At 71.1% G+C, this 23,284-nt stretch carries 19 protein-coding genes; 14 read left to right on the top strand and 5 right to left on the bottom strand.

Features of this window, described 5'->3' with window-relative positions; translation table 11 throughout:
• Positions 1–20 precede the first annotated feature (20 nt).
• From ACFYXH_RS11225 to ACFYXH_RS11235, 3 genes are all read left to right on the top strand, one after another.
• The gene (locus tag ACFYXH_RS11225; RefSeq protein ID WP_389561800.1) at positions 21–1,136 is read left to right on the top strand and encodes a sugar phosphate nucleotidyltransferase; all 1,116 of its coding nucleotides are present in this window, start codon (positions 21–23) and stop codon (positions 1,134–1,136) included.
• Positions 1,137–1,380: 244 nt separating this feature from the next.
• Complete coding sequence (locus tag ACFYXH_RS11230) at positions 1,381–2,388, top strand: DNA-3-methyladenine glycosylase family protein (RefSeq protein WP_389561801.1); 1,008 nt, start codon at positions 1,381–1,383, stop codon at positions 2,386–2,388.
• 23 nt (positions 2,389–2,411) lie between these two features.
• Positions 2,412–2,570 carry a hypothetical protein gene (locus ACFYXH_RS11235; protein ID WP_389561802.1) on the top strand — a complete coding sequence of 53 codons (159 nt, stop codon included), beginning with the start codon at positions 2,412–2,414 and terminating at the stop codon, positions 2,568–2,570.
• A 24-nt stretch (positions 2,571–2,594) separates the two neighbouring features.
• Here ACFYXH_RS11235 and ACFYXH_RS11240 read toward each other — a convergent pair whose 3' ends face one another.
• The 3 genes from ACFYXH_RS11240 to ACFYXH_RS11250 all read right to left on the bottom strand — a co-directional run bounded on the left by ACFYXH_RS11240 (position 2,595) and on the right by ACFYXH_RS11250 (position 5,441).
• Positions 2,595–3,893 (bottom strand): coenzyme F420-0:L-glutamate ligase, encoded by a 1,299-nt coding sequence (locus tag ACFYXH_RS11240; protein WP_389561803.1) that lies wholly within the window; start codon positions 3,891–3,893, stop codon positions 2,595–2,597.
• Entirely contained in the window at positions 3,890–4,846 is a 957-nt protein-coding gene (gene cofD / locus ACFYXH_RS11245) for a 2-phospho-L-lactate transferase (RefSeq protein ID WP_389561804.1), read from the bottom strand. The genes ACFYXH_RS11240 and cofD overlap by 4 nt, the downstream gene beginning before the upstream one ends.
• Before the next feature lie 94 nt (positions 4,847–4,940).
• Positions 4,941–5,441: a cysteine dioxygenase family protein gene (locus ACFYXH_RS11250; protein WP_327323973.1), complete on the bottom strand. Its 501-nt coding sequence runs from the start codon at positions 5,439–5,441 to the stop codon at positions 4,941–4,943.
• Positions 5,442–6,093: 652 nt separating this feature from the next.
• On the opposite strand from ACFYXH_RS11250, the gene ACFYXH_RS11255 reads away from it, so the two are divergent.
• The 3 genes from ACFYXH_RS11255 (at position 6,094) to ACFYXH_RS11265 (ending at position 11,880) form a co-directional block, all read left to right on the top strand.
• Positions 6,094–6,357 (top strand): WhiB family transcriptional regulator, encoded by a 264-nt coding sequence (locus tag ACFYXH_RS11255; RefSeq protein ID WP_326650296.1) that lies wholly within the window; start codon positions 6,094–6,096, stop codon positions 6,355–6,357.
• 238 nt (positions 6,358–6,595) lie between these two features.
• Positions 6,596–10,330 (top strand): glycosyltransferase, encoded by a 3,735-nt coding sequence (locus tag ACFYXH_RS11260; protein WP_389561805.1) that lies wholly within the window; start codon positions 6,596–6,598, stop codon positions 10,328–10,330.
• Positions 10,327–11,880 (top strand): DUF5719 family protein, encoded by a 1,554-nt coding sequence (locus tag ACFYXH_RS11265; protein ID WP_389561806.1) that lies wholly within the window; start codon positions 10,327–10,329, stop codon positions 11,878–11,880. Before ACFYXH_RS11260 ends, ACFYXH_RS11265 begins: the two co-directional genes overlap by 4 nt.
• A 42-nt stretch (positions 11,881–11,922) precedes the next feature.
• Here ACFYXH_RS11265 and ACFYXH_RS11270 read toward each other — a convergent pair whose 3' ends face one another.
• The gene (locus ACFYXH_RS11270; RefSeq protein ID WP_327328347.1) at positions 11,923–12,351 is read right to left on the bottom strand and encodes a metallopeptidase family protein; all 429 of its coding nucleotides are present in this window, start codon (positions 12,349–12,351) and stop codon (positions 11,923–11,925) included.
• 274 nt (positions 12,352–12,625) lie between these two features.
• Here ACFYXH_RS11270 and ACFYXH_RS11275 point away from each other — a divergent pair, with 274 nt between their 5' ends.
• The 7 genes from ACFYXH_RS11275 (at position 12,626) to ACFYXH_RS11305 (ending at position 20,509) form a co-directional block, all read left to right on the top strand.
• A complete protein-coding gene (locus ACFYXH_RS11275) occupies positions 12,626–13,054 on the top strand; it encodes a DUF3499 domain-containing protein (protein ID WP_389561807.1) in 429 nt (142 codons plus the stop codon).
• A gap of 197 nt (positions 13,055–13,251) precedes the next feature.
• Positions 13,252–14,868, top strand: a complete 1,617-nt coding sequence (locus tag ACFYXH_RS11280; protein ID WP_389561808.1) for an L-lactate permease — start codon at positions 13,252–13,254, stop codon at positions 14,866–14,868.
• Between the two features lie 50 nt (positions 14,869–14,918).
• Positions 14,919–16,283: a phosphomannomutase/phosphoglucomutase gene (locus ACFYXH_RS11285; protein WP_389561809.1), complete on the top strand. Its 1,365-nt coding sequence runs from the start codon at positions 14,919–14,921 to the stop codon at positions 16,281–16,283.
• 456 nt (positions 16,284–16,739) lie between these two features.
• Complete coding sequence (locus ACFYXH_RS11290; RefSeq protein ID WP_326650288.1) at positions 16,740–16,922, top strand: Trm112 family protein; 183 nt, start codon at positions 16,740–16,742, stop codon at positions 16,920–16,922.
• Positions 16,923–17,031: 109 nt separating this feature from the next.
• Positions 17,032–18,168 carry an SIS domain-containing protein gene (locus ACFYXH_RS11295; RefSeq protein ID WP_389561810.1) on the top strand — a complete coding sequence of 379 codons (1,137 nt, stop codon included), beginning with the start codon at positions 17,032–17,034 and terminating at the stop codon, positions 18,166–18,168.
• 58 nt (positions 18,169–18,226) lie between these two features.
• Positions 18,227–19,432, top strand: a complete 1,206-nt coding sequence (gene manA / locus ACFYXH_RS11300; RefSeq protein WP_389561811.1) for a mannose-6-phosphate isomerase, class I — start codon at positions 18,227–18,229, stop codon at positions 19,430–19,432.
• Between the two features lie 99 nt (positions 19,433–19,531).
• The gene (locus ACFYXH_RS11305; protein ID WP_389561812.1) at positions 19,532–20,509 is read left to right on the top strand and encodes a cation diffusion facilitator family transporter; all 978 of its coding nucleotides are present in this window, start codon (positions 19,532–19,534) and stop codon (positions 20,507–20,509) included.
• A gap of 162 nt (positions 20,510–20,671) precedes the next feature.
• Here ACFYXH_RS11305 and ACFYXH_RS11310 read toward each other — a convergent pair whose 3' ends face one another.
• Entirely contained in the window at positions 20,672–22,765 is a 2,094-nt protein-coding gene (locus ACFYXH_RS11310; protein ID WP_389561813.1) for a fructose-specific PTS transporter subunit EIIC, read from the bottom strand.
• 361 nt (positions 22,766–23,126) lie between these two features.
• On the opposite strand from ACFYXH_RS11310, the gene ACFYXH_RS11315 reads away from it, so the two are divergent.
• A partial coding sequence (locus tag ACFYXH_RS11315) for an adenosylhomocysteinase (protein WP_389561842.1) occupies positions 23,127–23,284 on the top strand: 158 nt, incomplete at its 3' end.

The raw sequence follows: 23,284 nt of genomic DNA on the forward strand, positions 1-23,284 counted from the left end.
CCGGTCTCGAACGAGTGAGCATGCCGGCCCCAGCAGGAAGCAGAGACGACAAGGTGACAGAAGCGATCCTCCTGGTCGGCGGCAAGGGCACCCGGCTGCGTCCGCTCACCGTCAACACGCCGAAGCCGATGGTTCCGGCGGCGGGCGTCCCGTTCCTGACGCATCAGCTGGCGCGGGCGCGGGCGGCGGGGGTCGAGCACATCGTGCTGGCCACGTCGTACCTGGCCGAGGTCTTCGAGCCGTACTTCGGCGACGGCTCCTCGCTCGGCCTCCACCTGGAGTACGTCACCGAGGAGGAGCCGCTCGGCACGGGCGGGGCGATCCGCAATGTCGCGTCGCGGCTGCACTCGGGCCCCGAGGACCCGGTCCTGATCTTCAACGGCGACATCCTGACGGGCCTGGACATCGAGGCGCTCGTCGCCACGCACCAGTCGTCCGGCGCGGACGTCTCGCTCCACCTCACCAGGGTCGAGGATCCGCGGGCGTTCGGTCTGGTCCCGACGGACTCTTCCGGTCGCGTCACGGCCTTCCTGGAGAAGCCGCAGACGCCCGAGGAGATCGTCACCGACCAGATCAACGCGGGCGCGTACGTCTTCCGCCGCTCTGTCATCGACACCATCCCGACGGGCCGCCCGGTCTCGGTCGAACGTGAGACCTTCCCGGACCTGCTGTCTTCCGGAGCCCACCTCCAGGGCATGGTCGACTCCACGTACTGGCTGGATCTCGGCACCCCGCAGGCCTTCGTCCGCGGCTCGGCCGACCTGGTCATGGGCCGTGCCCCGTCCCCGGCGGTCCCGGGCCGCTGCGGCGATCGCCTGGTACTGCCGTCGGCGACAGTGGCACCCGACGCGAAGCTGACGGGCGGCACGGTGGTCGGCCGTGGCGCCCGGATCGGCAGCGGCGCCCGCATCGACGGCAGCGCGATCCTGGAGGGCGCGGTGGTGGAGGAGGGCGCGGAGATCTCCGCCTCCTTGATCGGCGCGGGCGCGAGAATCGGACCCCGCACGGTCCTGTCGGGCGTGGTGATCGGCGACGGCGCGTCGGTAGGCGCGGACAACGAGCTCCGCGACGGCGCGAGGGTGTGGTGCGAGGCGGTGCTACCGCCGTCATCGGTGCGGTTCTCGTCGGACCAGTAGCCGGGCTTCCCCCACCCGGGGCTCCGCCCCGGACCCTGTTCCGCAACCGCCGGAGGGGTTTGAAGAGCGGGCTCCGCCCTGGACCCTGAAAATCAAGCCCGTCCGGCGATTGAGGACACACCCGGCCCCACGTCCCCCTCCCCCAGGGGGCCCGGGGGCGCAGCCCCCGGTTTCGGGAAGGGGCGGGGTGGGGGAACAACACCGCCTACCCTCAGAAGGCACCCGATCCCCGAGGACCCCCGCCGTGTCAGGACCCTTCGCCCCCCGCACCCCCACCCGCACCACCGTGCGAGGCGGCCACACCACCGTCCCCTCCGGCATCCCCGCGCAGACGCGGGCCGGCTCCAGCACCCGGTGCTGGACGCCCCCGGGGCCCCTCGATCTCGGGCTCGTGCTCGGGCCGCACCGTCGCGGGCCCGGCGACCCCACCTTCTGTACGACCCCGGACGGCTCCGTCTGGCGCGCCAGCCGTACGCCCGCCGGCCCCGGCACCCTCCGCGTCGCCCTGCACGCGAGCGTCGGCGCCGCCGAGGCCGAGGCATGGGGCCCCGGCGCCGACTGGCTGCTCGAGCACCTCCCCACGCTGCTCGGTGAGGCGGACGACCCCGCCGCCTTCACCCCGCGCCACCGCCTACTCGCCGCCTCCCAGCACCGCCGCCCCGGCCTCCGCCTGTCCCGCACCGGTCTGGTTCTGGAATCCCTGATCCCGTCGATCCTGGAGCAGAAGGTCACCACGGACGAGGCGTACCGAGCCTGGCGGCTGCTCGTACGCAAGTACGGCGAACCCGCGCCCGGCCCCGCACCGGGTATGTACGTGATGCCCGAGCCCCGCACCTGGGCGCTGATCCCTTCCTGGGAGTGGCACCGCGCGGGCGTCGACAACAAGCGCGCATCGACGATCCTGCGCGCGGTCCGCGTCGCCCGCCGCCTGGAGGAGGCCGCAGCCATGGAGCCCGAACGGGCCCAGGCAAGGCTGGAGTTGATCTCCGGCATCGGCCCCTGGACCTCCGCCGAAACGGTCCAGCGCAGCAACGGCGCCCCCGACGCCGTCTCCGTCGGCGATGTGCATCTGCCGGGCATCGTCGGCTACGCGCTCGCGGGCGACCGCGACGCCGACGACGCGGCGATGCTCGAACTCCTGGCCCCGTACGCCGGCCAGCGCCACCGCGCCGTCCGTCTGATCCTGCTGAGCGGCCGCACCCCGCCCCGCCGCGTGCCCAAGATGCCCCGCACAGACATCGCCGGCCTGTAGAACGCCGAGGGCAGAAGGACTTCATGGCCAAACAACGCGTCACCGTCTGTCTCGCCCCGACCGAACCCGCAGATCTCCAGCGGGCGATCGGCGCGGCCATGGCGCCCTACGACTACAACCGCGCCTACCTCGACGCCCTGCCCGCCGACGCGATGGTCGTACGCGTGCTGTACCACTCCTGACGTGCTGCGGGGCGCAAGTGCGCGTCATCGCACCTCGATGAAGTCCCCCGCCTCCCGCGCCGGCCGTTCCTTCGGCGCCCCGGCCGCATGCCCGACCGCCACCGCGCCCATCGGGTCCCACTCCTCCGGCAGCCGCAGCACGTCCCGTACGACCTCGCGGCAGAACATCGTCGACGACACCCACGCCGAGCCGAGCCGCTCACCAGCCAGCGCCACCAGGAAGTTCTGCACGCCCGCGCCCGCAGCGACCACGAACATCTCGCGCTCGGCGGCGTCCCGGCGCTCGTCCCCGTAGTGGTGCGAGCCGTCCGCCACCAGGCACGGCACGACCAGATACGGCGCCTTGCGCAGCACGTCCCCGCGCCGCACCCGCTTCGCGATCGACTCCTCCGACTTGCCGTCGCGCCGCAGGTCCGCGATCCACGCGTCCCGCATCGCGTCGAGCAACCCGGTGCGCGCCGCAGCGGATTCGAGGAGTACGAACCGCCAGGGCGTCGTGTGATGCGGCGCCGGAGCCGTCACAGCCGCGGCGACGGCGCGGCGCACCGCACCGCCGTCCACCGGTTCGTCCGTGAACTCCCGCACCGTACGGCGCTGGGTCACTGCCTCCCGTACCGCCTCCGAGGTCCCCAGCCGGAACATGTCGTCGGCCGCGACCCGGACCATCGCCCGCGCTCCCTCAGCCGCGTCGGCCACCAGATGCGGCAGACCGCGCACCACCGCGACCGGCAGACCCGCCACCTTGCCCTTCACCAGATCGCCCGCCGCGGCCAGTTCGTCCGCGGTGGCGACGACGGTCGCGCTCAGCGGATTGCCGTACGTGTCGGCCCCGCCGCGCAGATCGTCCAGTACCCGCACGCCTGCCGCGCCGATCGCGACATCGGTCAGACCGTTGCGCCAGGGCCGCCCGAAGGTGTCCGTGACGATCACGCCGACGTCGACCCCGAGCGACTCCCGCAGCCCTTCGCGGATCGCCCGCGCCGAGGCATCAGGATCGGCGGGCAGCAACAGCACTGTCCCGGCAGGGGTGTTGGAGGCGTCGACCCCGGCTGCGGCCATCACCAGGCCCTGCCGGTTCTCGACGATACGAAGGGTGCCGCGCCGCGCCACCACCCGTACCGTCTCCGCGTCGATGGCTGCCTCGCGGTCGGCCGCCTCGACGACCCGTCCCTCCGCCTTGCTCACGATCTTCGAGGTGACGAGCAGTACGTCGCCGTCCACCAGCTCCGGTGAGGCCGCGGTGATCAGCTTCGCGAGGTCGTCGCCCGGCTGGACCTCCGCAAGACCGGGCAGCGCCCAGACCCGGTAGGAGGGCGGGTTCACGCCCGTACCTCCTCGGCCAGGGCCAGCGCCTGACGCGCCATCTCGGCGGTCGCGTCCACATCCGTCATCAGCAGCGGCACGGCCCGGCAGCGGATCCCCGCCGACTCGACCTCCGCCACCGCGCCCGCGTCCACCGTGTCGACCAGCCACCCGTCGAGCAGCCCGGAGCCGTAGTGCTGGGCGACGGCGGCGGCCGTCGCCGCCACGCCCACCGCGGCCAGGACCTTGTCCGCCATGCCGCGCACCGGCGCGTCCCCGACGATGGGGGACAGGCCCACGACCGGGACGCCCGCTTCGGCTATGGCCTCGCGGATCCCCGGCACGGCCAGGATCGTGCCGACGCTGACGACGGGGTTGGACGGCGGGAAGAGGATGACGTCGGCGGCGGCGATCGCCTCCAGCACCCCGGGCGCCGGCTTCGCCTGGTCCGCGCCGACGGGCACGACGGCCTCCGCGGCCACGGACGCCCGCAGCTTCACCCAGTACTCCTGGAAGTGGATGACCTTGCGCTCGCCCTCGACCTCGACGGCGACATGCGTCTCGACGCGGTCGTCGGACATCGGCAGCAGCCGCACGCCAGGGTTCCAGCGCGCGCAGAGCGCCTCGGTGACGGCGCTGAGCGGATAGCCCGCGCTCAGCATCTGCGTACGGACGATGTGCGTGGCGAAGTCGCGGTCGCCGAGACCGAACCACTCGGGTCCCACGCCGTACGCCGCGAGCTCGCTCTTGACCTGGAAGGTCTCGTCCGTACGGCCCCAGCCCTGCTCCTCGTTGATGCCACCGCCGAGGGTGTACATCACGGTGTCGAGGTCGGGGCAGACCTTCAGTCCGAACAGATGGATGTCGTCGCCGGTGTTGCCGATCACCGTGACGTCCGCTTCGGGCGCGGCCTGCTTGAGACCGCGGAGGAAACGGGCGCCGCCGATGCCGCCGGCCAGAACCACAATGCGCATGCAGACAGTCTGTCAGGCGGAGCCTGATCCCATGAGGGGCGGTGGTCGGGTACGGGCGGGACTGTCAGGCAGAGCCTGATCCCATGGGTGGTGGTCAGGCGGCTACGACATCCCGTTCGGCCGGGGAGCACTGGGAGCTGTGCATCGGCATATCGGTCAGACCCGGGTAGTAGATGTGCAGGCTGACCGCAGGCTCGAGCGAGTCATTGACCACCTCGTGCACATATCCGGGCGCGAACACCCGCTGCGCGCCGGCCGACAGGGACCGGGAGGTGTCTGCGGTGCGCTCGGTGAGCTCGCCGTCGAGGACGGTCAGCACACCGGAGGACAGTCCGTGGTCGTGCAGCCCGCTGCCCTGCCCCGGGACCCAGGACAGCAGCCACACCTCGTAGCCCGGACCGGTGCGCAGCCGGTGGTACCAGCGGGTGGTGGTGTCGTACTGGACGAGGTGGGCCCACTGCGCGCGGTCGGCGGCGATGGAGCGGGCCAGGCCGACGAAGTCGGCGACGGTGGCCGGGTGCTCGCGGGCGGGCTGGAGCAGGTGCTGTACGGCGAGGATGTCGCCGGCGATCTGGAGGTCGCTGTCGCTGTTCATGGGTGCGGTGGTTCCTCGGCAGAGAACGTGCAGTGCAGGGGTGTCGCAGGACATGCGGTGCATACGGCGATGAGCTGTACGCGGTGGTGAAGCTGGAGCGCTACGGCATCAACAGCTGGAACAGCAACAGCGCGCCTGGACAGCGCTGCGGAACCCACGGATGGGGGTTGCGAAGGGCGCTGAGGTCACTGGCATGCAATCAAAGGTGACGGGTGGGTCCCATACTGTCAACTCAATGACCGATTTGGCGGTAATGTTTCACCTCATCCGGTTACTGGCTGCGGAGAAAGGTTTGTGCAGCCGCGACCGCGGAGACATGGCGCAGCAACCGCGCTGACAAACGCCGTTGCGGTCCCGTGATCGGACTGTGATCCGGATCGCTTCAGTGGCTCGATGGGCAACAAGATCGATCCCAGCCACGTCTTCTCTGTGTGAGAGGAGGAGTGCGGGGCAGGCCGCTGGCATGTGTCAGGTTTCTCATGATTTGAACACTTTCCGCAAAGCTTTGGTTCCCCAGAGTGAATACCGGGCCCAATAGCAGATCTCGGCTTGACTGGCTTGGAGCACCGCACTTGTAATTTCACTCGTGTCGTTCGGCCGAAAAGCGACACCGGCAACATCACGGGGACGCAAAAACAGACGAGGGGCGCACATGACCGAGCTGTTCGAACAACTGCTGGTCGAGGACGCGGACGAGGAACTCGGCTGGCAGGAGCGCGCGTTGTGCGCCCAGACCGACCCCGAGTCCTTCTTCCCCGAGAAGGGCGGATCCACCCGCGAGGCCAAGAAGGTCTGCCTTGCCTGCGAGGTCCGCCCCGAATGTCTCGAGTACGCCCTCGCCAACGACGAGCGATTCGGTATCTGGGGCGGCCTGTCCGAACGCGAACGCCGCCGGCTGAAGAAGGCCGCCGTCTGAAAACCGAACCGATACCCGAGACCCGACCAAACACCACAAGCCCGTACGTAAACCACGGTCCGCCGACTGCGCACTCGCTGCAGTCGGCGGACCGTTCTGTCCCACCCGTCGCCCGACCACCACCCCCATCGAGTCGCTTCGCGCCGCAGCGCTTTTTCATACCGTTAGGGTGGGGCCCCGTCCGAGACGCTCCAACGCCCCTACGGGGCGACCCCCCGGCCGGAGGGCCCGTACCTCAATGTCCCCCACCACAGCCGCGTTTGTTCCCGCACACCCGCCCGAGTTCCCGCGGCATGTCGTCACCGCCGTGCTTGTCTCCCACGACGGCGCACGCTGGCTCCCCGACGCCCTCGCCGGACTCCTCGGCCAGGAACGCCCCGTACAGAACGTCATCGCCGCCGACACCGGCAGCGCCGACGACTCCGCGCGGCTGGTCACCGAAGCACTCGGCGCCGAACGCGTACTGCACCTCGCCCGCCGCACCGGCTTCGGCACCGCCGTCGACGAAGCGGCCCGCACCGCCGGCGTGCTCACCCCCGACGACCTGCCCTACCTCAAGCGGCCCAGCGGCTGGGACCCGGTCAGCAGGAGCTGGCGCGACGACGCCTACGACATGCCCGAGCTGCCCCATGGCGAACCCGTCCAATGGCTGTGGCTCCTCCACGACGACAGCGCACCCGAACCCGGCGCTCTCGCCGAACTGCTGCGCGTCGCCGACTCCGACGAATACGCCGCCATCGTCGGACCCAAACTCCGCGGCTGGTACGACCGCAAACAACTCCTCGAGGCAGGCGTCTCCATCGCCAACAGCGGACGCCGCTGGACCGGACTCGACCGGCGCGAACAGGACCAGGGACAGCACGACCAGATCCGCTCCGTCCTCTCCGTCTCCTCCGCCGGCATGCTCATCCGCCGCGACGTCTTCGAAGAGCTCGGCGGCTTCGACCGACGACTGCCCCTCATGCGCGACGACGTCGACCTCTGCTGGCGCGCCCACGCCGCAGGGCACCGCGTCCTCATCGCCCCCGACGCCGTCATGCGGCACGCCGAAGCCGCCGCCCGCGAACGTCGCACCGTCGACTGCGCGGGACGCTCCGTCGCCAGCCCGCACCGCGTCGACAAGGCCGGGGCCGTCTACACCCTCCTCACCAACGCACGCGGCGCCGCGCTCCCGTACGTACTCCTGCGCATCGTCTTCGGCACCCTGCTGCGCACCCTCGCCTACCTCGTCGGAAAAGTCCCCGGCCAGGCCGTCGACGAAGTCATGGGCCTCTTCGGCACCCTGCTGCGGCCCGAACGGATCATCGCCGGACGCCGCAGGCGCTCTCGGCGAGCGGTCGAGGCCGGCGAACTGCGCCCCCTCTTCCCGCCGACGGGCGCGACCGTCCGCGCCACCGTCGAACAGGTCGCGGGCCACTTCGGCGGCGGCTCCGACGCCGACTCCGGCGGCTCCCGGCACGGCGCCGTCGAATCCGGACCCGGCGGCGACGATGCGGACTTCCTCGAGATCGAACAGTTCGCCCGCCTGAAGAAAATAGGGCGCAAGCCGGGACCGGTGCTCTTCGCCGTCCTACTCCTCGTCTCGCTCGTCGCCTGCCGCGGACTCTTCGGCAGCGGCGCCCTCGCGGGCGGCGCACTGCTGCCCGCCCCGGCCGACGTCTCCGAGCTCTGGTCCCGCTACGCCGACAACTGGCACCCCCTCGGCACCGGCGGCACCCAGACCGCACCGCCCTACCTCGCGGTGCTCGCGGCGCTCTCCACCCTCTTCCTCGGCTCCACCGGCTTCGCACTCACCGTGCTGCTCGTCTGCTCGGTCCCGCTCGCCGGACTCACCGCCTACTTCGCCTCCCGGCCCATCGTCGAGTCCCGGCTGCTGCGGGCCTGGGGGAGCGTCGCGTATGCGTTCCTGCCCGCCGCGACCGGCGCACTCGCCACCGGACGGCTCGGCACCGCCGTACTCGCGATTCTGCTGCCCCTCATCGCACGCGCCGGCGTCGCCGCCCACGGACTGCGCGGCGGCAACGGCGGCGGGCGCGGAAGCTGGCGCGCCACCTGGGCCTACGCCCTCCTGCTGACCTTCACCATGGCGTTCACACCCATCGTGTGGCCGATCGCGCTCGTCCTCGGCATCGGCGTCCTCGTACTGCGACGTGACGACATCACGGCATACGGACTGCGCTTCCTCGCCGCCGTCGGCACCCCGCTCCTTGTGCTCGCGCCGTGGTCACTGACCCTGCTCACCGGCCCGTCCGGCTTCTTCCGCGAAGCCGGACTCGAGTTCGGCACCGGATCGGCCGGCGCACTCGACCTCCTCGGCATGAGCCCCGGCGGCCCCAAGGCCGCAGGCGGAATCCTGCTCATCGGCATCGTCCTGGCCGCACTCGCGGCCCTGCTGCGCGGCGAACGGCAGTTCGCGATCCGCGCCGCCTGGGCCGCCGCACTTGTCGCACTGATCTTCGCGGCGCTCGCCAACGGCTCCGGCTGGGCAGGACCCGCCACCCTCGTCTACGGCATCGCCCTGCTCGCCGCCGCCGTCATCGGCGCCGAAGGCGGCCGCTCCCGCGTCGCCGCCCAGAACTTCGGCTGGCGCCAGCCCGTCGCGGCCCTCGTCGCGCTCGCCGCCGGCATCGCCCCCCTTCTCGCCGCAGGCAACTGGATGCTCAGCGGCGCTGCGGGACCGCTGCAACGACGCGACCCCGTCCAGGTGCCCGCCTTCGTCGCCGCAGAGAGCGACACCCGCGACCAGCCACGCACCCTCGTCCTCGGCGGCACCTCCGCCGCCAAGGTCTCGTACACCCTCGTGCGCGGCTCCGGCGGCCGCCTCGGCGACGCCGAACTGTCCGAGGCCGGCGGCAGCGACGGCCGCCTCGACAAGGTCGTCGCCAACCTCGTCGCGGGCTCCGGCGCCGACCAGACCAGCCAGCTCAGCGGCTTCGCGATCCGTTACGTACTCGTACGTGACGGTGCACCGCGCCAGACCAGCCGCGTCCTCGACGCCACCCCGGGCCTCACCCGGCTGAGCCAGCTCGACGGCAGCGCACTGTGGCGCGTCGACCGCCAGGTCGCACGGGCCACCATCGTCACCGGCAAGGCCGACCCCCTGCCCGTCGCCGCCGACCCGGTCGAGGCCCACGCCAAGATCCCGGCCGGTGCGTCCGGACGCGTGCTGCGCATCGCGGACCGCGCCGACGCAGGCTGGCAGGCAACGCTCGACGGCCGCGTGCTGACGAAGACCACCGTCGACGGCTGGGCCCAGGGCTTCGAACTGCCCGCCGAGGGCGGTCGGCTGGACCTGACGTACGACGACCCCGCCACCCACACGGGCTGGATCTGGACCCAGGGGGCGTTCGCACTGGTGCTGCTGGTGCTCGCGCTTCCGGGCCGGCGCCGGGAGATCGACGACGACCTGCCGGACGAGGAGATCGCCGTACCGGCTCAGCCGGTGGAGGGCGAAGGCCGCAGGGCACGCAGACTGCGCGCGCAGGCGGAAGCGGAGGCCGAGTCGGACACGGCGCTGGAGACAGGGGTGGGGACGGCCGACCAGGTTCAGGCCTACGCCGACCCGGCCCCCGACCCGTACGGCCAACTCGGCGCACAGCAGGCCGAGCAGCAGCCGACGCAGTACGCGGCGCTGCCCCAGCAGCAGTACGGCGAATGGGACGCGCAGTCGTACGCGGACACCGGGTACACCGCTCCGTACGGCAACGAGCAGTACCAGGGCGGCGCCCAGTACGACGGCCGGCAGCAGTTCGGCGGTGAGCAGTACGGCGACGGGCAGCAGTACGGCGCTGCGGACCAGTACCAGCAGCCGTACCAGGCCGATCCGTACCAGGCGGCGACCTACGGGGACGGGCAGTACCAGGAGGGCCAGTACGACCCGTACGGCTACGACCGGCAGGGCGGACAGCCCTACGCCGACGGCAGCGAGACCGAACAGCATCCCGGCAACACTTCGCGAGGCGAGTCAGAGTGAAGCGCACAACCATCTCCCTGATCGCGACCACCGTCGCACTCGCCGCGATCACCGGGTTCGCCGCCCTCACCGCACCGGGCGGCGGCTCGACGGCGGAAGCCGGGGCCGCGGCGCGGCTGCCCGTCGAACGCTCCAGCCTGCTCTGCCCGGCGCCGAGCAGCTCCGAGATCGCGGAGACGGCGTACACGTCGTTCACTCCGGTCGGGAAGGCCGGAGACGCGAAGGACGGTGCAGCCGAGCTGAAGGCGTCCGCCGCCACCCTGGCCGACACCGGCACCACGCCCAAGAAGGACGCCAAGAAGGACGCCAAGAAGGACGCCGCGGCGGAGGGCGCGAAGAAGCCGGCGCCCGACAAGGCGGTGCTCGCGCTGAAGGAGCCCGGCAAGCCCGTCGCCGCCAAGGCCGACGGCGGCGAGGCCCCCGCCCTCGTCGGCACCGCCACCGGCCGCCTCGCCCCGGGCTGGACCGCCCAGCAGACCACCACGGTCACCGCAGGCGGCTCGCGCGGCGTGCTCGGCGTCAGCTGCACCGCACCCGACACCGACTTCTGGTTCCCGGGCGCCTCCATCGCCAAGAACCGCCAGGACTACGTCCACCTCACCAACCCGGACCCGACGGCGGCCGTCGCCGACATCGAGCTGTACGGCAAGGACGGCGCCCTCAAGACCACACTGACCGAGGGCATCCCGGTCCCTGCCGGATCCAGCGTCCCGGTCCTGCTCTCCACACTGACCTCCGACCCCGCCGCGGATCTGACCGTCCATGTCACCACCCGCACGGGCCGCGTCGGAGCGGTGGTGCGGGCAGCCGACGACAAGGCGGGCAGCGACTGGCTGGCCGCCTCGGCCGATCCGTCGGGCACCGCGGTACTGCCGGGCATCCCTGCGGACGCCACCTCGGTCCAGCTGGTGGCCTTCGCGCCCGGCGACGACGACGCCGACCTGAAGGTGCAGCTGGCGGGCGCGACCGGCCGGATCACCCCGGCCGGACACGAGACGCTGCACATCAAGTCCGGCATGACCGCGGCCGTCGACCTGCAGGACGTCACCAAGGGCGAGGCCGGATCACTGATCCTCAGCCCGGCGCAGAGCAGCCAGGCGACCCCGGTGGTGGCGGCGCTTCGCGTCGTGCGCGGCAAGGGCGACAAGCAGGAGGTCGCCTTCATCCCGGCGACCGCACCGGTGGGGGAGCGGGCGACCGCGGCCGACAACCGCGCCAAGGGCTCGATCCTGTCCCTGACCGCGCCGGACGCCGGCGCACAGGTCAAGGTCACCGCCTCGGCGGGTACGCAGGGCGGCACTCAGGTCGTCAAGACGTACACGGTCAAGGCCGGTACGACACTGGCGGTCCCCCCGCCGGTCCCGGCCGGTCTCAAGGGCTCGTACGCGCTCACCGTCGAGACGGTGTCGGGCGGCCCGGTGCACGCGTCACGCACGCTCACGCTGCCGCAGGACGGCATCCCGATGTTCACGGTGCAGACGCTGCCGGACGACCGGGGGACGGTGGCGGTGCCGAAGGCGGAGCAGGATCTGTCGGTACTGGACGACTGACGAGATCGACCGGCGCAACGACTGACAGCAGACTGCCGTCGGTCAGTCCTGTCCGTATCGCGGGTCGACCGACTCCGGCGCCAGCCCCAGCAGCTCAGCCACCTGCTCCACGACCACCTCGTGCACCAGCAGTGCGCGCTCGTCGCGATTCTTCGTCCGGATCTCGACGGGCCGCCGGTAGACCACGATCTGAGCCCGCCGTTCCTTTTCCGCGGGAGCCGAGCTGCCCAGCGGCACCGACTCGTCCGGCGCGCCCGGCACGTCCAGTACGAGGAAATCGACGTCGGCGAGCTGTGGCCAGCGTCGCTCCAGCCGCTCCACCGAGTCCTGCACCAGGTCCCGGAAGGACTCGGCCCGGCTGGCGGCGAGGGGTACCTGGGGCGGCGCGACGGGCCCGCGCATCCCGCGGCCGTGGCGGTCGCGGCGACGCGGCCGCGGTTCGGACGGGCGGGGCGGCACAGAACTGTCCATCACTGACGCAGGGTAACTCTCACTGGGGTGCGGCGATCGGGTCCGCGCCGCGGGGAGGGGGCATGTCGCTAATTGAGCATTCCGGCCAAGCTTGGGCCCGATTGCGTACCTCCCCACGATCGCCGATCTCATCGTGATTGACCTTATTTACCCCGAGTCGTGACCGCATCGCCCGCGGGTGTCGTCGGCGCGCTTCTCCTCCCGTGCAGGTCAGGGCAGTTGCTCGAGGAGCCTCTATGGTCGACATCACAGCACGACACGGTGGGGTGACCTGGTGGAGAGTCGTCGCAGCCCGCTCAAGAGTGCGGTACCGTCCAACGTCGTGAGCCCTGTACGTCGCTGTTCGCGCACCGCGTGCGGCCGCCCCGCCGTCGCGACACTGACGTACGTCTATGCCGATTCGACCGCGGTCCTCGGCCCGCTCGCCACCTATGCCGAGCCCCACTGCTACGACCTGTGTGCCGAGCACAGTGAGCGGCTGACCGCCCCGCGCGGCTGGGAGGTCGTGCGGCTCACCGACGGCTCCGCCCCGCCCCGCCCCAGCGGCGACGATCTCGAGGCGCTCGCCAATGCCGTACGGGAGGCGGCCCGCCCGCAGGGACGGACCGTCGAGGCCGGTGCGCAGAACGGCCGCCGGGCGGCGGACCCGATGGAGGTCGCGCGCCGCGGCCATCTGCGGGTGCTGCGTTCCCCGGACTCCTGAGCCCTCGCGCCCCTGGAGCGCACCCTGAGCGCCCTCGCTCCACCTGAGCCACGCCGCTCATTTATTCATTGAATCCTGTACGGAATCCACTGCGGAATCCTGTGCGGACCATTGACCTCCACTTGTCGCGGACACGACCATTCCCTCACCCGTGAGAGATCGCTTTCCGCATCCCGGAATTCGGAGGTAGGTCTGTCGTGTTCGTGCAGGAACTGGAACCCGTCGCCGACTCGCTCGCCCTGTCCGCCCTCGTTGCCGCGCTCCCGCTGGTCACCGTCATGGTGCTGCTCGGAGCCGTACGGATGAAGGCCCACCGCGCCGGACTCATCGGGCTCGCTGTCGCGGCGCTGGTCGCCTGGCTCGCCTACGGCATGCCCCTCGGCCAGACCCTCTCGGCCGGCGCGCAGGGTGTGCTCTTCGGCCTCTTCCCCATCATGTGGATCGTCGTCAACGCCCTGTGGGTGTACCGGATGACGGTCCGTACCCAGCACTTCGACATCCTGCGGCGTTCCTTCGGCCGGCTCTCCGACGACCCTCGCATCCAGGCCCTCGTCATCGCCTTCTGCTTCGGTGCGCTGCTCGAAGCACTCGCCGGTTTCGGCGCGCCGGTCGCCATCTGTTCGGTGATGCTCGTCGCGCTCGGCTTCGACCCGGTCAAGGCGGCGGTCGTCTCGCTCGTGGCCAACACCGCGCCCGTCGCGTTCGGCGCCATGGGTACCCCGGTGGTGACGCTCGCTCAGGTCACCGGCCTGCCGCTGGACTCGGTCGCCTCGGTGGTCGGCCGCCAGACGCCGCTGCTCGCCCTCGTCGTGCCGCTGGTGCTGGTCGGTCTGGTCGACGGGCGGCGGGGTCTGCGGGAGACCTGGGCGCCCGCGCTCGCCTGCGGATTCGCCTTCGCGGCAGCCCAGTTCGCGGCGGCCAACTATGTCTCGGCCCAACTCGCCGACATCGGCGCGGCGTTGGTGGGCGCGGCAGCGCTGGTCGCGGTGCCGGGCGCGCGCAGGCCGGCCGCGGAGCCGGTACGGGCTGCGGTGCTCACAGGCGTACGGAGCGAGGACCTGGACCACGAGGACCCGCGGCGCGAAGTGGTGCGCGCCTACGCCCCGTACGCACTCATCGTCGCGATCTTCTCCGTCGCCCAGATACCGCCCGTCAAACGGCTGCTGGCGGAGGCGACCCGTGTCTTCGACTGGCCGTTCCTCGATGTCGCGAGCCCGGAGGGGAAGCCGGTCGGCGCGAATGTCTTCACGATGCCGCTCGTCTCCACCGGCGGGACGCTGGTGCTGCTCGCGGGTGTGGTGACCGCGTTCGTCCTGGGCGTAGGCGGGCGGGAGGCGCTGCGCGAGTGGGCGGCGACCGTGCACGAACTGCGGTACGCGATCCTCACGGTCACCTCCGTACTGGCACTCGCGTACGTCATGAACCTGTCCGGACAGGCCGCCTCCATCGGTCATCTCGTGGCCGCGGCGGGCGCGGGACTTGCCTTCCTCTCCCCGGTGCTCGGCTGGTTCGGCGTCGCGGTCTCCGGCTCGGACACCTCCGCGAACGCGCTCTTCGGCGCGCTCCAGGTGACGGCGGCGCGGGAATCGGGGCTCTCGCCCGAGCTGTTGGCGGCGGCCAACAGCTCCGGAGGGGTCCTCGGCAAGATGATTTCGCCGCAGAATCTGACGATCGCCTGCGCCGCGGTCGGGCTCGCGGGCAAGGAGGGCGACCTGCTGCGCAAGGTGCTCCCGTGGAGCCTGGGACTGCTGCTGGTGATGTGCCTGATCGTGACGGCACAGAGCACACCGGTACTGGGCTGGATGCTGCCTTAGTTTGTGCAGGTAGTTTGACGTGACCGCAGAGACTTCAGGAAGGTTGGGCCGTGACTGCTGATCTGTCGCAGATCGTGAAGGCGTACGACGTCCGCGGGGTGGTGCCGGATCAGTGGGACGAGGCCCTGGCCGAACTGTTCGGGGCCGCCTTCGTCCAGGTGACGGACGCCGACGCGATCGTCGTCGGCCATGACATGCGGCCGTCGTCGCCAGGGCTTTCCGGGGCGTTCGCGCGCGGGGCCGCGGCCCGGGGCGCGGATGTCACCCTGATCGGCCTGTGCTCGACGGACCAGCTGTACTTCGCTTCGGGGAAGCTGGGTCTGCCGGGCGCGATGTTCACCGCCTCGCACAACCCGGCGCAGTACAACGGCATCAAGATGTGCCGGGCGGGCGCCGCACCGGTGGGCCAGGACACGGGCCTCGCGGACATCCGCGCGCTGGTCGAGTCCTGGTCCGAGCGGGGCGCACCGGCCCCGGCCGAGGTGCCGGGCACGGTGACCGAGCTGGACACGCTGACGGACTACTCGGCGCATCTGCTGTCCCTGGTGGACCTGTCGGCGATGCGTCCGCTGAAGGTGGTCGTGGACGCGGGCAACGGCATGGGCGGCCACACCGTCCCGACCGTCTTCGGGTCCCTGCCCCTCACTCTCGTACCGATGTACTTCGAGCTGGACGGCACTTTCCCCAACCACGAGGCGAACCCGCTGGACCCGCGGAACCTCGTCGACCTCCAGGCCCGCGTCCGGTCCGAGGGCGCCGACCTGGGCCTGGCCTTCGACGGCGACGCGGACCGCTGCTTCGTCGTGGACGAGCGCGGCGAGGGCATCTCGCCGTCGGCGATCACGGCGCTGGTGGCGGCGCGTGAACTGGCCAAGCACCCCGGCGGCACGGTGATCCACAACCTGATCACGTCGTGGTCGGTCCCGGAGGTCGTCCGCGAGAACGGCGGCACTCCGGCCCGTACGCGGGTCGGCCACTCCTTCATCAAGGAGGAGATGGCCCGTACGGGAGCGATCTTCGGCGGCGAGCACTCGGCGCACTACTACTTCCGGGACTTCTGGAACGCGGACACCGGCATGCTGGCGGCGCTGCATGTACTGGCGGCGCTGGGCTCGCAGGACGGCGCGCTGTCGTCGCTGGTCGCACAGTACGACCGGTACACGGGCTCGGGCGAGATCAACTCCACGGTCGACGACCAGGCGGGCCGTACGGCGGCGGTGAAGGCTGCGTTCGGGGCGCGCGAGGACGTGACGACCGACGAACTGGACGGCCTGACGGTGTCGACGGCGGACTGGTGGTTCAACCTCCGCCCGTCGAACACCGAGCCACTGCTGCGCCTGAACGTGGAGGCACGCGACGAGGCGACGATGACGAAGGTGCGGGACGAGGTCCTGACACTGGTCCGTGCTTCCTGACCCTGAGTGAGTCCCAGCCGGGTCCGGGGATGGGTTACTGCCCCCCGGCCCCGGGTGCGGCGCCTCGTTCGGCGGCGCGAAGCTGCAGCCCCCGGGGGCTGCCCCCCGGGGGCGGGTGCAGCGACTCGCTCGGCGGCGCGAAGCTGCCGCCGCGGGGGCGTGGGGGTACCCCGTACCCCCACATCTCAAGGGCGGGCGGGTGGGGAAACGCCCGGGGCCCGGGGCGGAGCCCCGGTTTCGGGAAGGGGCGGGCAGGGGAACGCCCCGCGCAGCGGCCCCACCCGCACCCCGACCCACCCGCACCCGCACCCGCACCCGTGCCCCTGCACCCGCCCGCCCCAGAACGCGCCGCACCCCGCCCCCCAGCGGTAGGCTGACGTGGCTCAATCCGCATGACCGCGACCGCATGTTCGAAGCGACTTCGACATGCGGCATGCCCGAAGGGACACCCCACACATGCCGCTCGAAGCCGGCCTCCTGGAGATCCTCGCCTGCCCGGCCTGCCACGCTCCGCTCAGCGACCGCACGGCAGCCGACACACCCGAGCTGATCTGCACGGGCAAGGACTGCGGCCTGGCCTACCCGGTGCGGGACGCCATCCCCGTCCTCCTCGTCGACGAGGCACGCCGCCCGGCGTAACCCTCACCACGCGCGCACCCCACCAACCACACCCGCACCACCCGCACCCGTACAACTGCACAACAACCAAGACCCCCCGCACGCGCACGGCGATCGGAGGCCCACCCCCATGCTCGACGAGTCGCTCCTCGATGCCCCGGACGCCCTGGCCCGAGCCGATCGCCGAGGCCTCCTCCGAGGGGCCGCCGAGGCCGGGGCGCGGGTACGCACCGCCGCCAGGCACGCCGCAGAGGCAGGTATCGCCGAGCTCAAGCCCGAGGGCCGCCCCCGGTCCGTACTCATCGCGGGCCCCGGCACCGCCGCCACCGGCGTCGCCGACCTGGTCAGCGCGCTCGCCGGCGCCACCGCCCCCGTCACCCGGCTCGCCCCCACCGGCGTAGCCCCGGCCGCCGGCGCCCTCCGCTGGGCGCTGCCCGGCTGGGCCGGCTCCGTGGACCTCCTCCTCATCGCGACCACCGACGGCAGCGAACCCGGCCTCGCCCTCCTCGCCGAGCAGGCGTACCGCCGCGGCTGCACCGTCGTCGCCGTAGCCCCCCAGCACTCCCCGCTCTCCGAGGCGGTCGACGGCACGCACGGCCTGGTCGTCCCCATGGCCACCGCCCCGCACGAGATGTACGAGGAGACCCAGGCCGCGAGCCCCGGCGCGCTGTGGGCGCTGTTCACTCCGCTCCTCGCGCTTCTCGACCGCGTCGGCGTACTCGAGGCGCCCCCGGAGACGCTCGCCAAGGTGGCCGACCGCCTCGACGCCACCGCCGAACGGTGCGGCCCGGCCATCGCGACGTACAGCAATCCCGCCAAGACGCTCGCCGCCGAGCTCGCCGACAGCCTCCCGCTCATCTGGACGGAGGGCGCGGGCGCCGCCCCCGCGGGCCGCCGCTTCGCCGCCGTACTGGCCGAGCTGGCCGGCCGGCCCGCCCTGGTCGCGGAGCTCCCCGAGGCGCTCCCCGCCCACGGAGTGCTCCTCGCGGGCGCGCTCGCGGCAGGCGCCGACCCGGAGGACTTCTTCCGCGACCGTGTCGCGGAGCAGCAGGCCCTGCGCGCTCGCGTCGTGCTTCTGCGCGACCGGCCCGCCGGCGGCCTCACCGCCGCGCCCGCCGCCCGCGAACTGGCGCTCAGCCACGACACCCCGATCAGCGAGCTCGAACCGGAGGAGGGCACCGAGCTGGAGTCGATCGCCGAACTCCTCGCCGTCACCGACTTCGCGGCCATCTATCTGGCCCTGACGGCCTCGCGCGCTCAGGCCTGAGAACACGGGTACCTGTCGAGTATCTGAGAACACGAGTACTGAGAACTCAAGGAAGAACATGGATCGCCTCTCCAACAGCGTGCGCCCCTACGCCTGGGGCTCCACGACCGCCATCCCGGACCTGCTGGGCGTCGCCCACACCGGCGAGCCACAGGCCGAGATGTGGATGGGCGCCCACCCGGGAGCGCCCTCCCGCGTCACCCGCAGCACTACCGACCAGCCGCTGTCCGACGTCATCGCCGCCGATCCGGTACGCGAACTCGGCTCCGCGGCCGTCGAGAAGTTCGGACCGCGCCTCCCCTTCCTCCTCAAGATCCTCGCGGCCGGTGCCCCTCTCTCCCTCCAGGTCCACCCGAACCTCGAGCAGGCGAGGGAGGGCTACGCCGCCGAGGAGAGCGCGGGCGTCCCGATCGACGCTCCGCACCGCAACTACAAGGACGCCAACCACAAGCCCGAACTGATCTGCGCGCTCACGCCCTTCGACGGCCTGTGCGGATTCCGTACGCCCGTCGACGCCGCCGATCTCCTCGCCGGACTCGAGGTGGACTCGCTCAAGCCGTACGTCGATCTCCTCCACGCCCACCCGGAAGAGGCCGCGCTCCGCGAGGTACTGACCGCCATCCTGACCGCCGACCCGGCCGAGATGACCGCCACCGTCACCGAAGCGGCGGCCGCCGCGGAACGCCTCGGCGGCGCCTACGCCCCGTACGCCGCGATTGCGCACCAATTCCCCGGCGACCCGGGCGTGATCGCCGCCATGCTGCTCAACTACGTCCAACTGCAGCCCGGCGAGGCGCTGTTCCTCGGCGCCGGCGTCCCGCACGCGTATCTCAACGGCCTCGGCGTCGAGATCATGGCCAACTCCGACAATGTGCTGCGCTGCGGACTGACCCCCAAGCATGTGGACGTTCCCGAACTGCTGCGCATCGTCCGCTTCGAGGTGACCGATCCGGGCGTTCTGCGCCCGGAGGCCGCGCCCTCGGGCGAGGAGGTCTACGAAACCCCGATCCACGAGTTCCGCCTCTCCCGCTACACGCTGGCTCCGGGCGCGCAGCCCCGCGATCTCACCGCTCCCACCCCGCAGATCCTGCTCTGCACGGCGGGCAGCGTGACGGTGGACAGCGTGCCTGCGGGAAGTGCGACGTCCGGTGAGCTGACCCTTGCCCCTGGCGAGTCGGCCTTCGTCCCGGCGGGGGACAAGACGGAGATCTCGGGCACAGGATCCGGTTCCGGCACCGTCTTCCGAGCCACTGTGGTGGCCTGACGCGGCGCCCTTTTCGAGGGCTGCAACAATGGCGCACGGCAAAGACCGGGCAAAGCCCGAGTGGCGACCGACGTAAGTACGAAGGGACATCCGGCACACATGAGCGCGTCAGGCGGAACAAAGGCGATCGTGGCGGCACTGGGCGCCAACATCGCAATCGCGGTAGCGAAGTTCGTTGCGTTCCTCTTCAGCGGCTCGTCGTCGATGCTCGCGGAGAGCGTCCACTCGCTCGCGGACTCCGGAAACCAGGGGCTGCTGCTGCTCGGCGGCAAGAAGGCCAAGCGTGAGGCGACCCCGCAGCACCCCTTCGGCTACGGCCGTGAGCGATACATCTACGCCTTCCTCGTCTCCATCGTTCTCTTCTCGGTCGGCGGCATGTTCGCGATCTACGAGGGCTACGAGAAGATCCAGCACCCGCACCAGATCGAGGCCTGGTACTGGCCGGTCGGCGTCCTGGTCTTCGCGATCATCGCCGAGTCCTTCTCCTTCCGTACCGCGATCAAGGAGTCCAACGAGACACGCGGCAAGCTCTCGTGGACGGAGTTCGTCCGCCGCGCCAAGGCCCCGGAGCTTCCGGTCGTCCTCCTGGAGGACCTGGGCGCGCTGGTCGGTCTGGTCCTGGCGCTCATCGGTGTGGGCCTGGCCCTGGGCACGGGCGACGGCGTCTGGGACGGCATCGGCACCCTCTGCATCGGCGTCCTGCTCATCCTGATCGCGCTGGTCCTGGCGGCCGAGACGAAGTCCCTGCTGCTGGGCGAGGCGGCCGGCACGGACGATGTCGAGAAGATCAAGGCCGCCCTCGTGGACGGTGATGTGGTCACCGGCATCATCCACATGCGTACGCTCCACCTCGGCCCGGAGGAACTGCTGGTCGCAGCGAAGATCGCGGTCAAGCACGACGACACGGCCTCCGAGGTCGCGGACGCGATCAACGCTGCCGAGGACCGCATCCGTAACGCGGTCCCGATCGCCCGCGTGATCTACCTGGAGCCGGACATCTACAGCGAGTCGGCGGCCGCGGCTGGCGTCAACCCGGCGAAGGCCCCGGGCGGCCAGGGCCCGGAGACCTCCCACTGATCTCGCGTCGCCGCTCGCACCACCACGAGAAGGCCCCGATGCCGACAGGCAGCGGGGCCTTTCTCGTCGACAAGGGCCCGTTCTCGTCGACAAGGGCCCCGCTCTCGTCGACAAGGGCCCCGCGCAGCTGTTCGCGCGGGGCCCCTTCGTGTTCCCTACGGGCTACTGGATCTCGCGCAGCACGTCGAGGATCGCCGCCTCGTCGGACGCGCCCGTCAGCCGCTCCCGGAAACCGGAGTCCATGAGCTTGCGCGACAGCAGCGCCAGGATCCGCAGGTGCTCATCGCCGGCGGCCGCCTCCGGCACCGTGATCATGAAGATCAGCTTGGCCTTCGTACCGTCGAGCGAACCCCACTCCACGCCCTCCGCCGACCGCGCGAACCCGACGATCGGCGCGGTGACCGCATCGGTCTTGGCGTGGGGCACGGCGATCTCCTCGCCGAGCCCGGTGGTGCCCTGGTCCTCGCGGGCGAAGGCGGCCGCCACGAGTGCGTCGGGATCGGCGACCTTGCCCGTGCCGGAGAGCATCGCGGCCATCTCCCGGATGGCGTCTTCCTTGCTGTCGGCGGCCAGCTGAACCTTGACGGTCTGCACGGTCAGATATCCGGACAGCACGTCGTCCTCGGCCGGTGGTGCCGGTTCGGCCGGGTCTGCCAGTTCGGGCTGCTCCGCCGCAGAGGGCGGGGAAGTGAGCGCGGTCTCGGTCCGTACGCCCCCGGCACCGACCCCGGCACCGGCCCCGACAAGGGCCCGCTCGGGCACCAGCGCATCCACGCCCACGCCCACACTCACGGGCGCCGGCGCACCGGCCCCGCGCGTCTTCCGCTCCTTGACGTCGATCAGCGCATTCGTGGTGATCGCGGTGACGACGGTGCCGATCGCGACCGCCAGGAAGAACATCGGCACCCCTCCGACCGCACCGAGCACGGCCACGATCGGCCCACCGTGCGGAACCGCGTCCTCCACGCCGGCCAGACCTGCGAACGCACCGGCCACCGCACCACCGAGCATGTTCGCCGGAATGACCTGGGCCGGCCTGGCCGCCGCGAACGGAATCGCGCCTTCCGAAATCCCGAACATCCCCATGAAGAGCGCGGCCATACCGGTCTCCCGTTCCTGCTCCGAGTAGAGCCGCCGCCGGATCAGCGTGGCGAGCCCCTGCCCGAGCGGCATGACCGGAATCGCGGCGGCGCACATACCCATGACGGTCTGGTTGCCGGTGGCGATCAGCCCGGCGCCGAAGAGGAACGCGGTCTTGTTGACCGGCCCGCCCATGTCGAACGCGATCATGAGCCCCAGAATCGCGCCCAGCAGAATCGCACTGGTCCCGGTCATCCCGCTGAGCCAGTCGGTGAGATGCGTGAAGACCCACGAGATCGGCTTGCCGATGACGTTGATGAACAAGAGCCCCAGCACGGAGGTCGCGACGATCGGGATCACGATGATCGGCATGATCGGCCGGACGAACTTCGGGACCTTGACCTTCTTGATCCACAACACCAGATAACCGGCCAGGAAGCCGGTGACGATCGCACCGATGAAGCCCGCGCCGGCCTTCGGCGAACCGTAGAGCTCGCCGTGCGCGGCAATCCATCCGCCGATCATGCCCGGCACCAGTGCGGGCCGGTCCCCGATGGCGTACGCGATGTAGCCGGAGAGGATCGGGATCATCAGCGTGAAGCCGGCGACACCGATGTTGTTGACGTCCAGCCAGAAGGAGTCCTTCGGGATGATGTAACCCTCGGGCGTCGCATGACCCCCCAACGCCAGCGAGATGGCGATCAGCAGCCCGCCGACCACCACGAACGGGATCATGTACGAGACACCGTTCATCAGCGCCTTGTACGCGACGCTGCGCTCCTTGCCGCTCCCGCCCGCGCTGCTCGGCGGCGCCGCGTCCCCGCCCCCGCCGCCCGCCCCCTGCACGGGAGCGCTCTGCACCTGCTCGATCAGCCGCTCGGGGTGGTGGATGCCCTCGGCGACCCCGACGGCCAGCACCTTCTTCCCTGCGAACCGACTGCGGTCCACGTCCTTGTCAGCCGCGATGATGATGCCGTCGGCGTTTATGACATCGTTGTCAGAGAGGACATTCTCGGCCCCGATGGAGCCTTGAGTCTCCACCTTCATATCGATGCCGAGCGCCTCCGCGGCCTGCACCAGCTTCTCCGCCGCCATATAGGTGTGGGCGATGCCGGTCGGACAGGCGGTCACCGCGAGCAGCTTCAACTTCCGCTGCTCACTTGCCGGACTGGTCACGTGGTTCTCCTAACGCTTCGGTGCGCAGATCGTGCAGTGGTTCCCGATCCACGAGGCATCGTGCAACACACGAGCGCGACGGCGAAAGCCGGAGGACGCTTCCAGTTAGGGGCGGCGGACCTCGGATGTGGCTGGATCCCAGCCCGGGCGGGCTGGGGCCCACTCGGCCGATCGGTGTAGATTCGTGACCAGAGTCAGACGTCGCTGCTGATGGCGGTCGGGCGGTCCCGTTCCACGGACCGGCCGAGGGAGAGAGGGCCTCCGACGGACTGCACTGCGGGCGCCCGGGCATTCGTATGCCCATGGCCGCCGCAGAGCCAGCCGTACCCACCCTCGACCCACACCACGAGGAGCAGCTCGCATGTCGACTGTCGCCACTGACCAGGACTTCAAGGTCGCCGACCTTTCCCTCGCCGCCTTCGGCCGCAAGGAGATCACTCTCGCCGAGCATGAGATGCCCGGTCTGATGTCGATCCGTAAGGAGTACGCCGCCGCTCAGCCGTTGGCGGGTGCCCGGAT

Origin of the sequence: Streptomyces sp. NPDC002730, from assembly GCF_042888805.1 — a bacterium.
GTDB lineage: Bacteria > Actinomycetota > Actinomycetes > Streptomycetales > Streptomycetaceae > Streptomyces.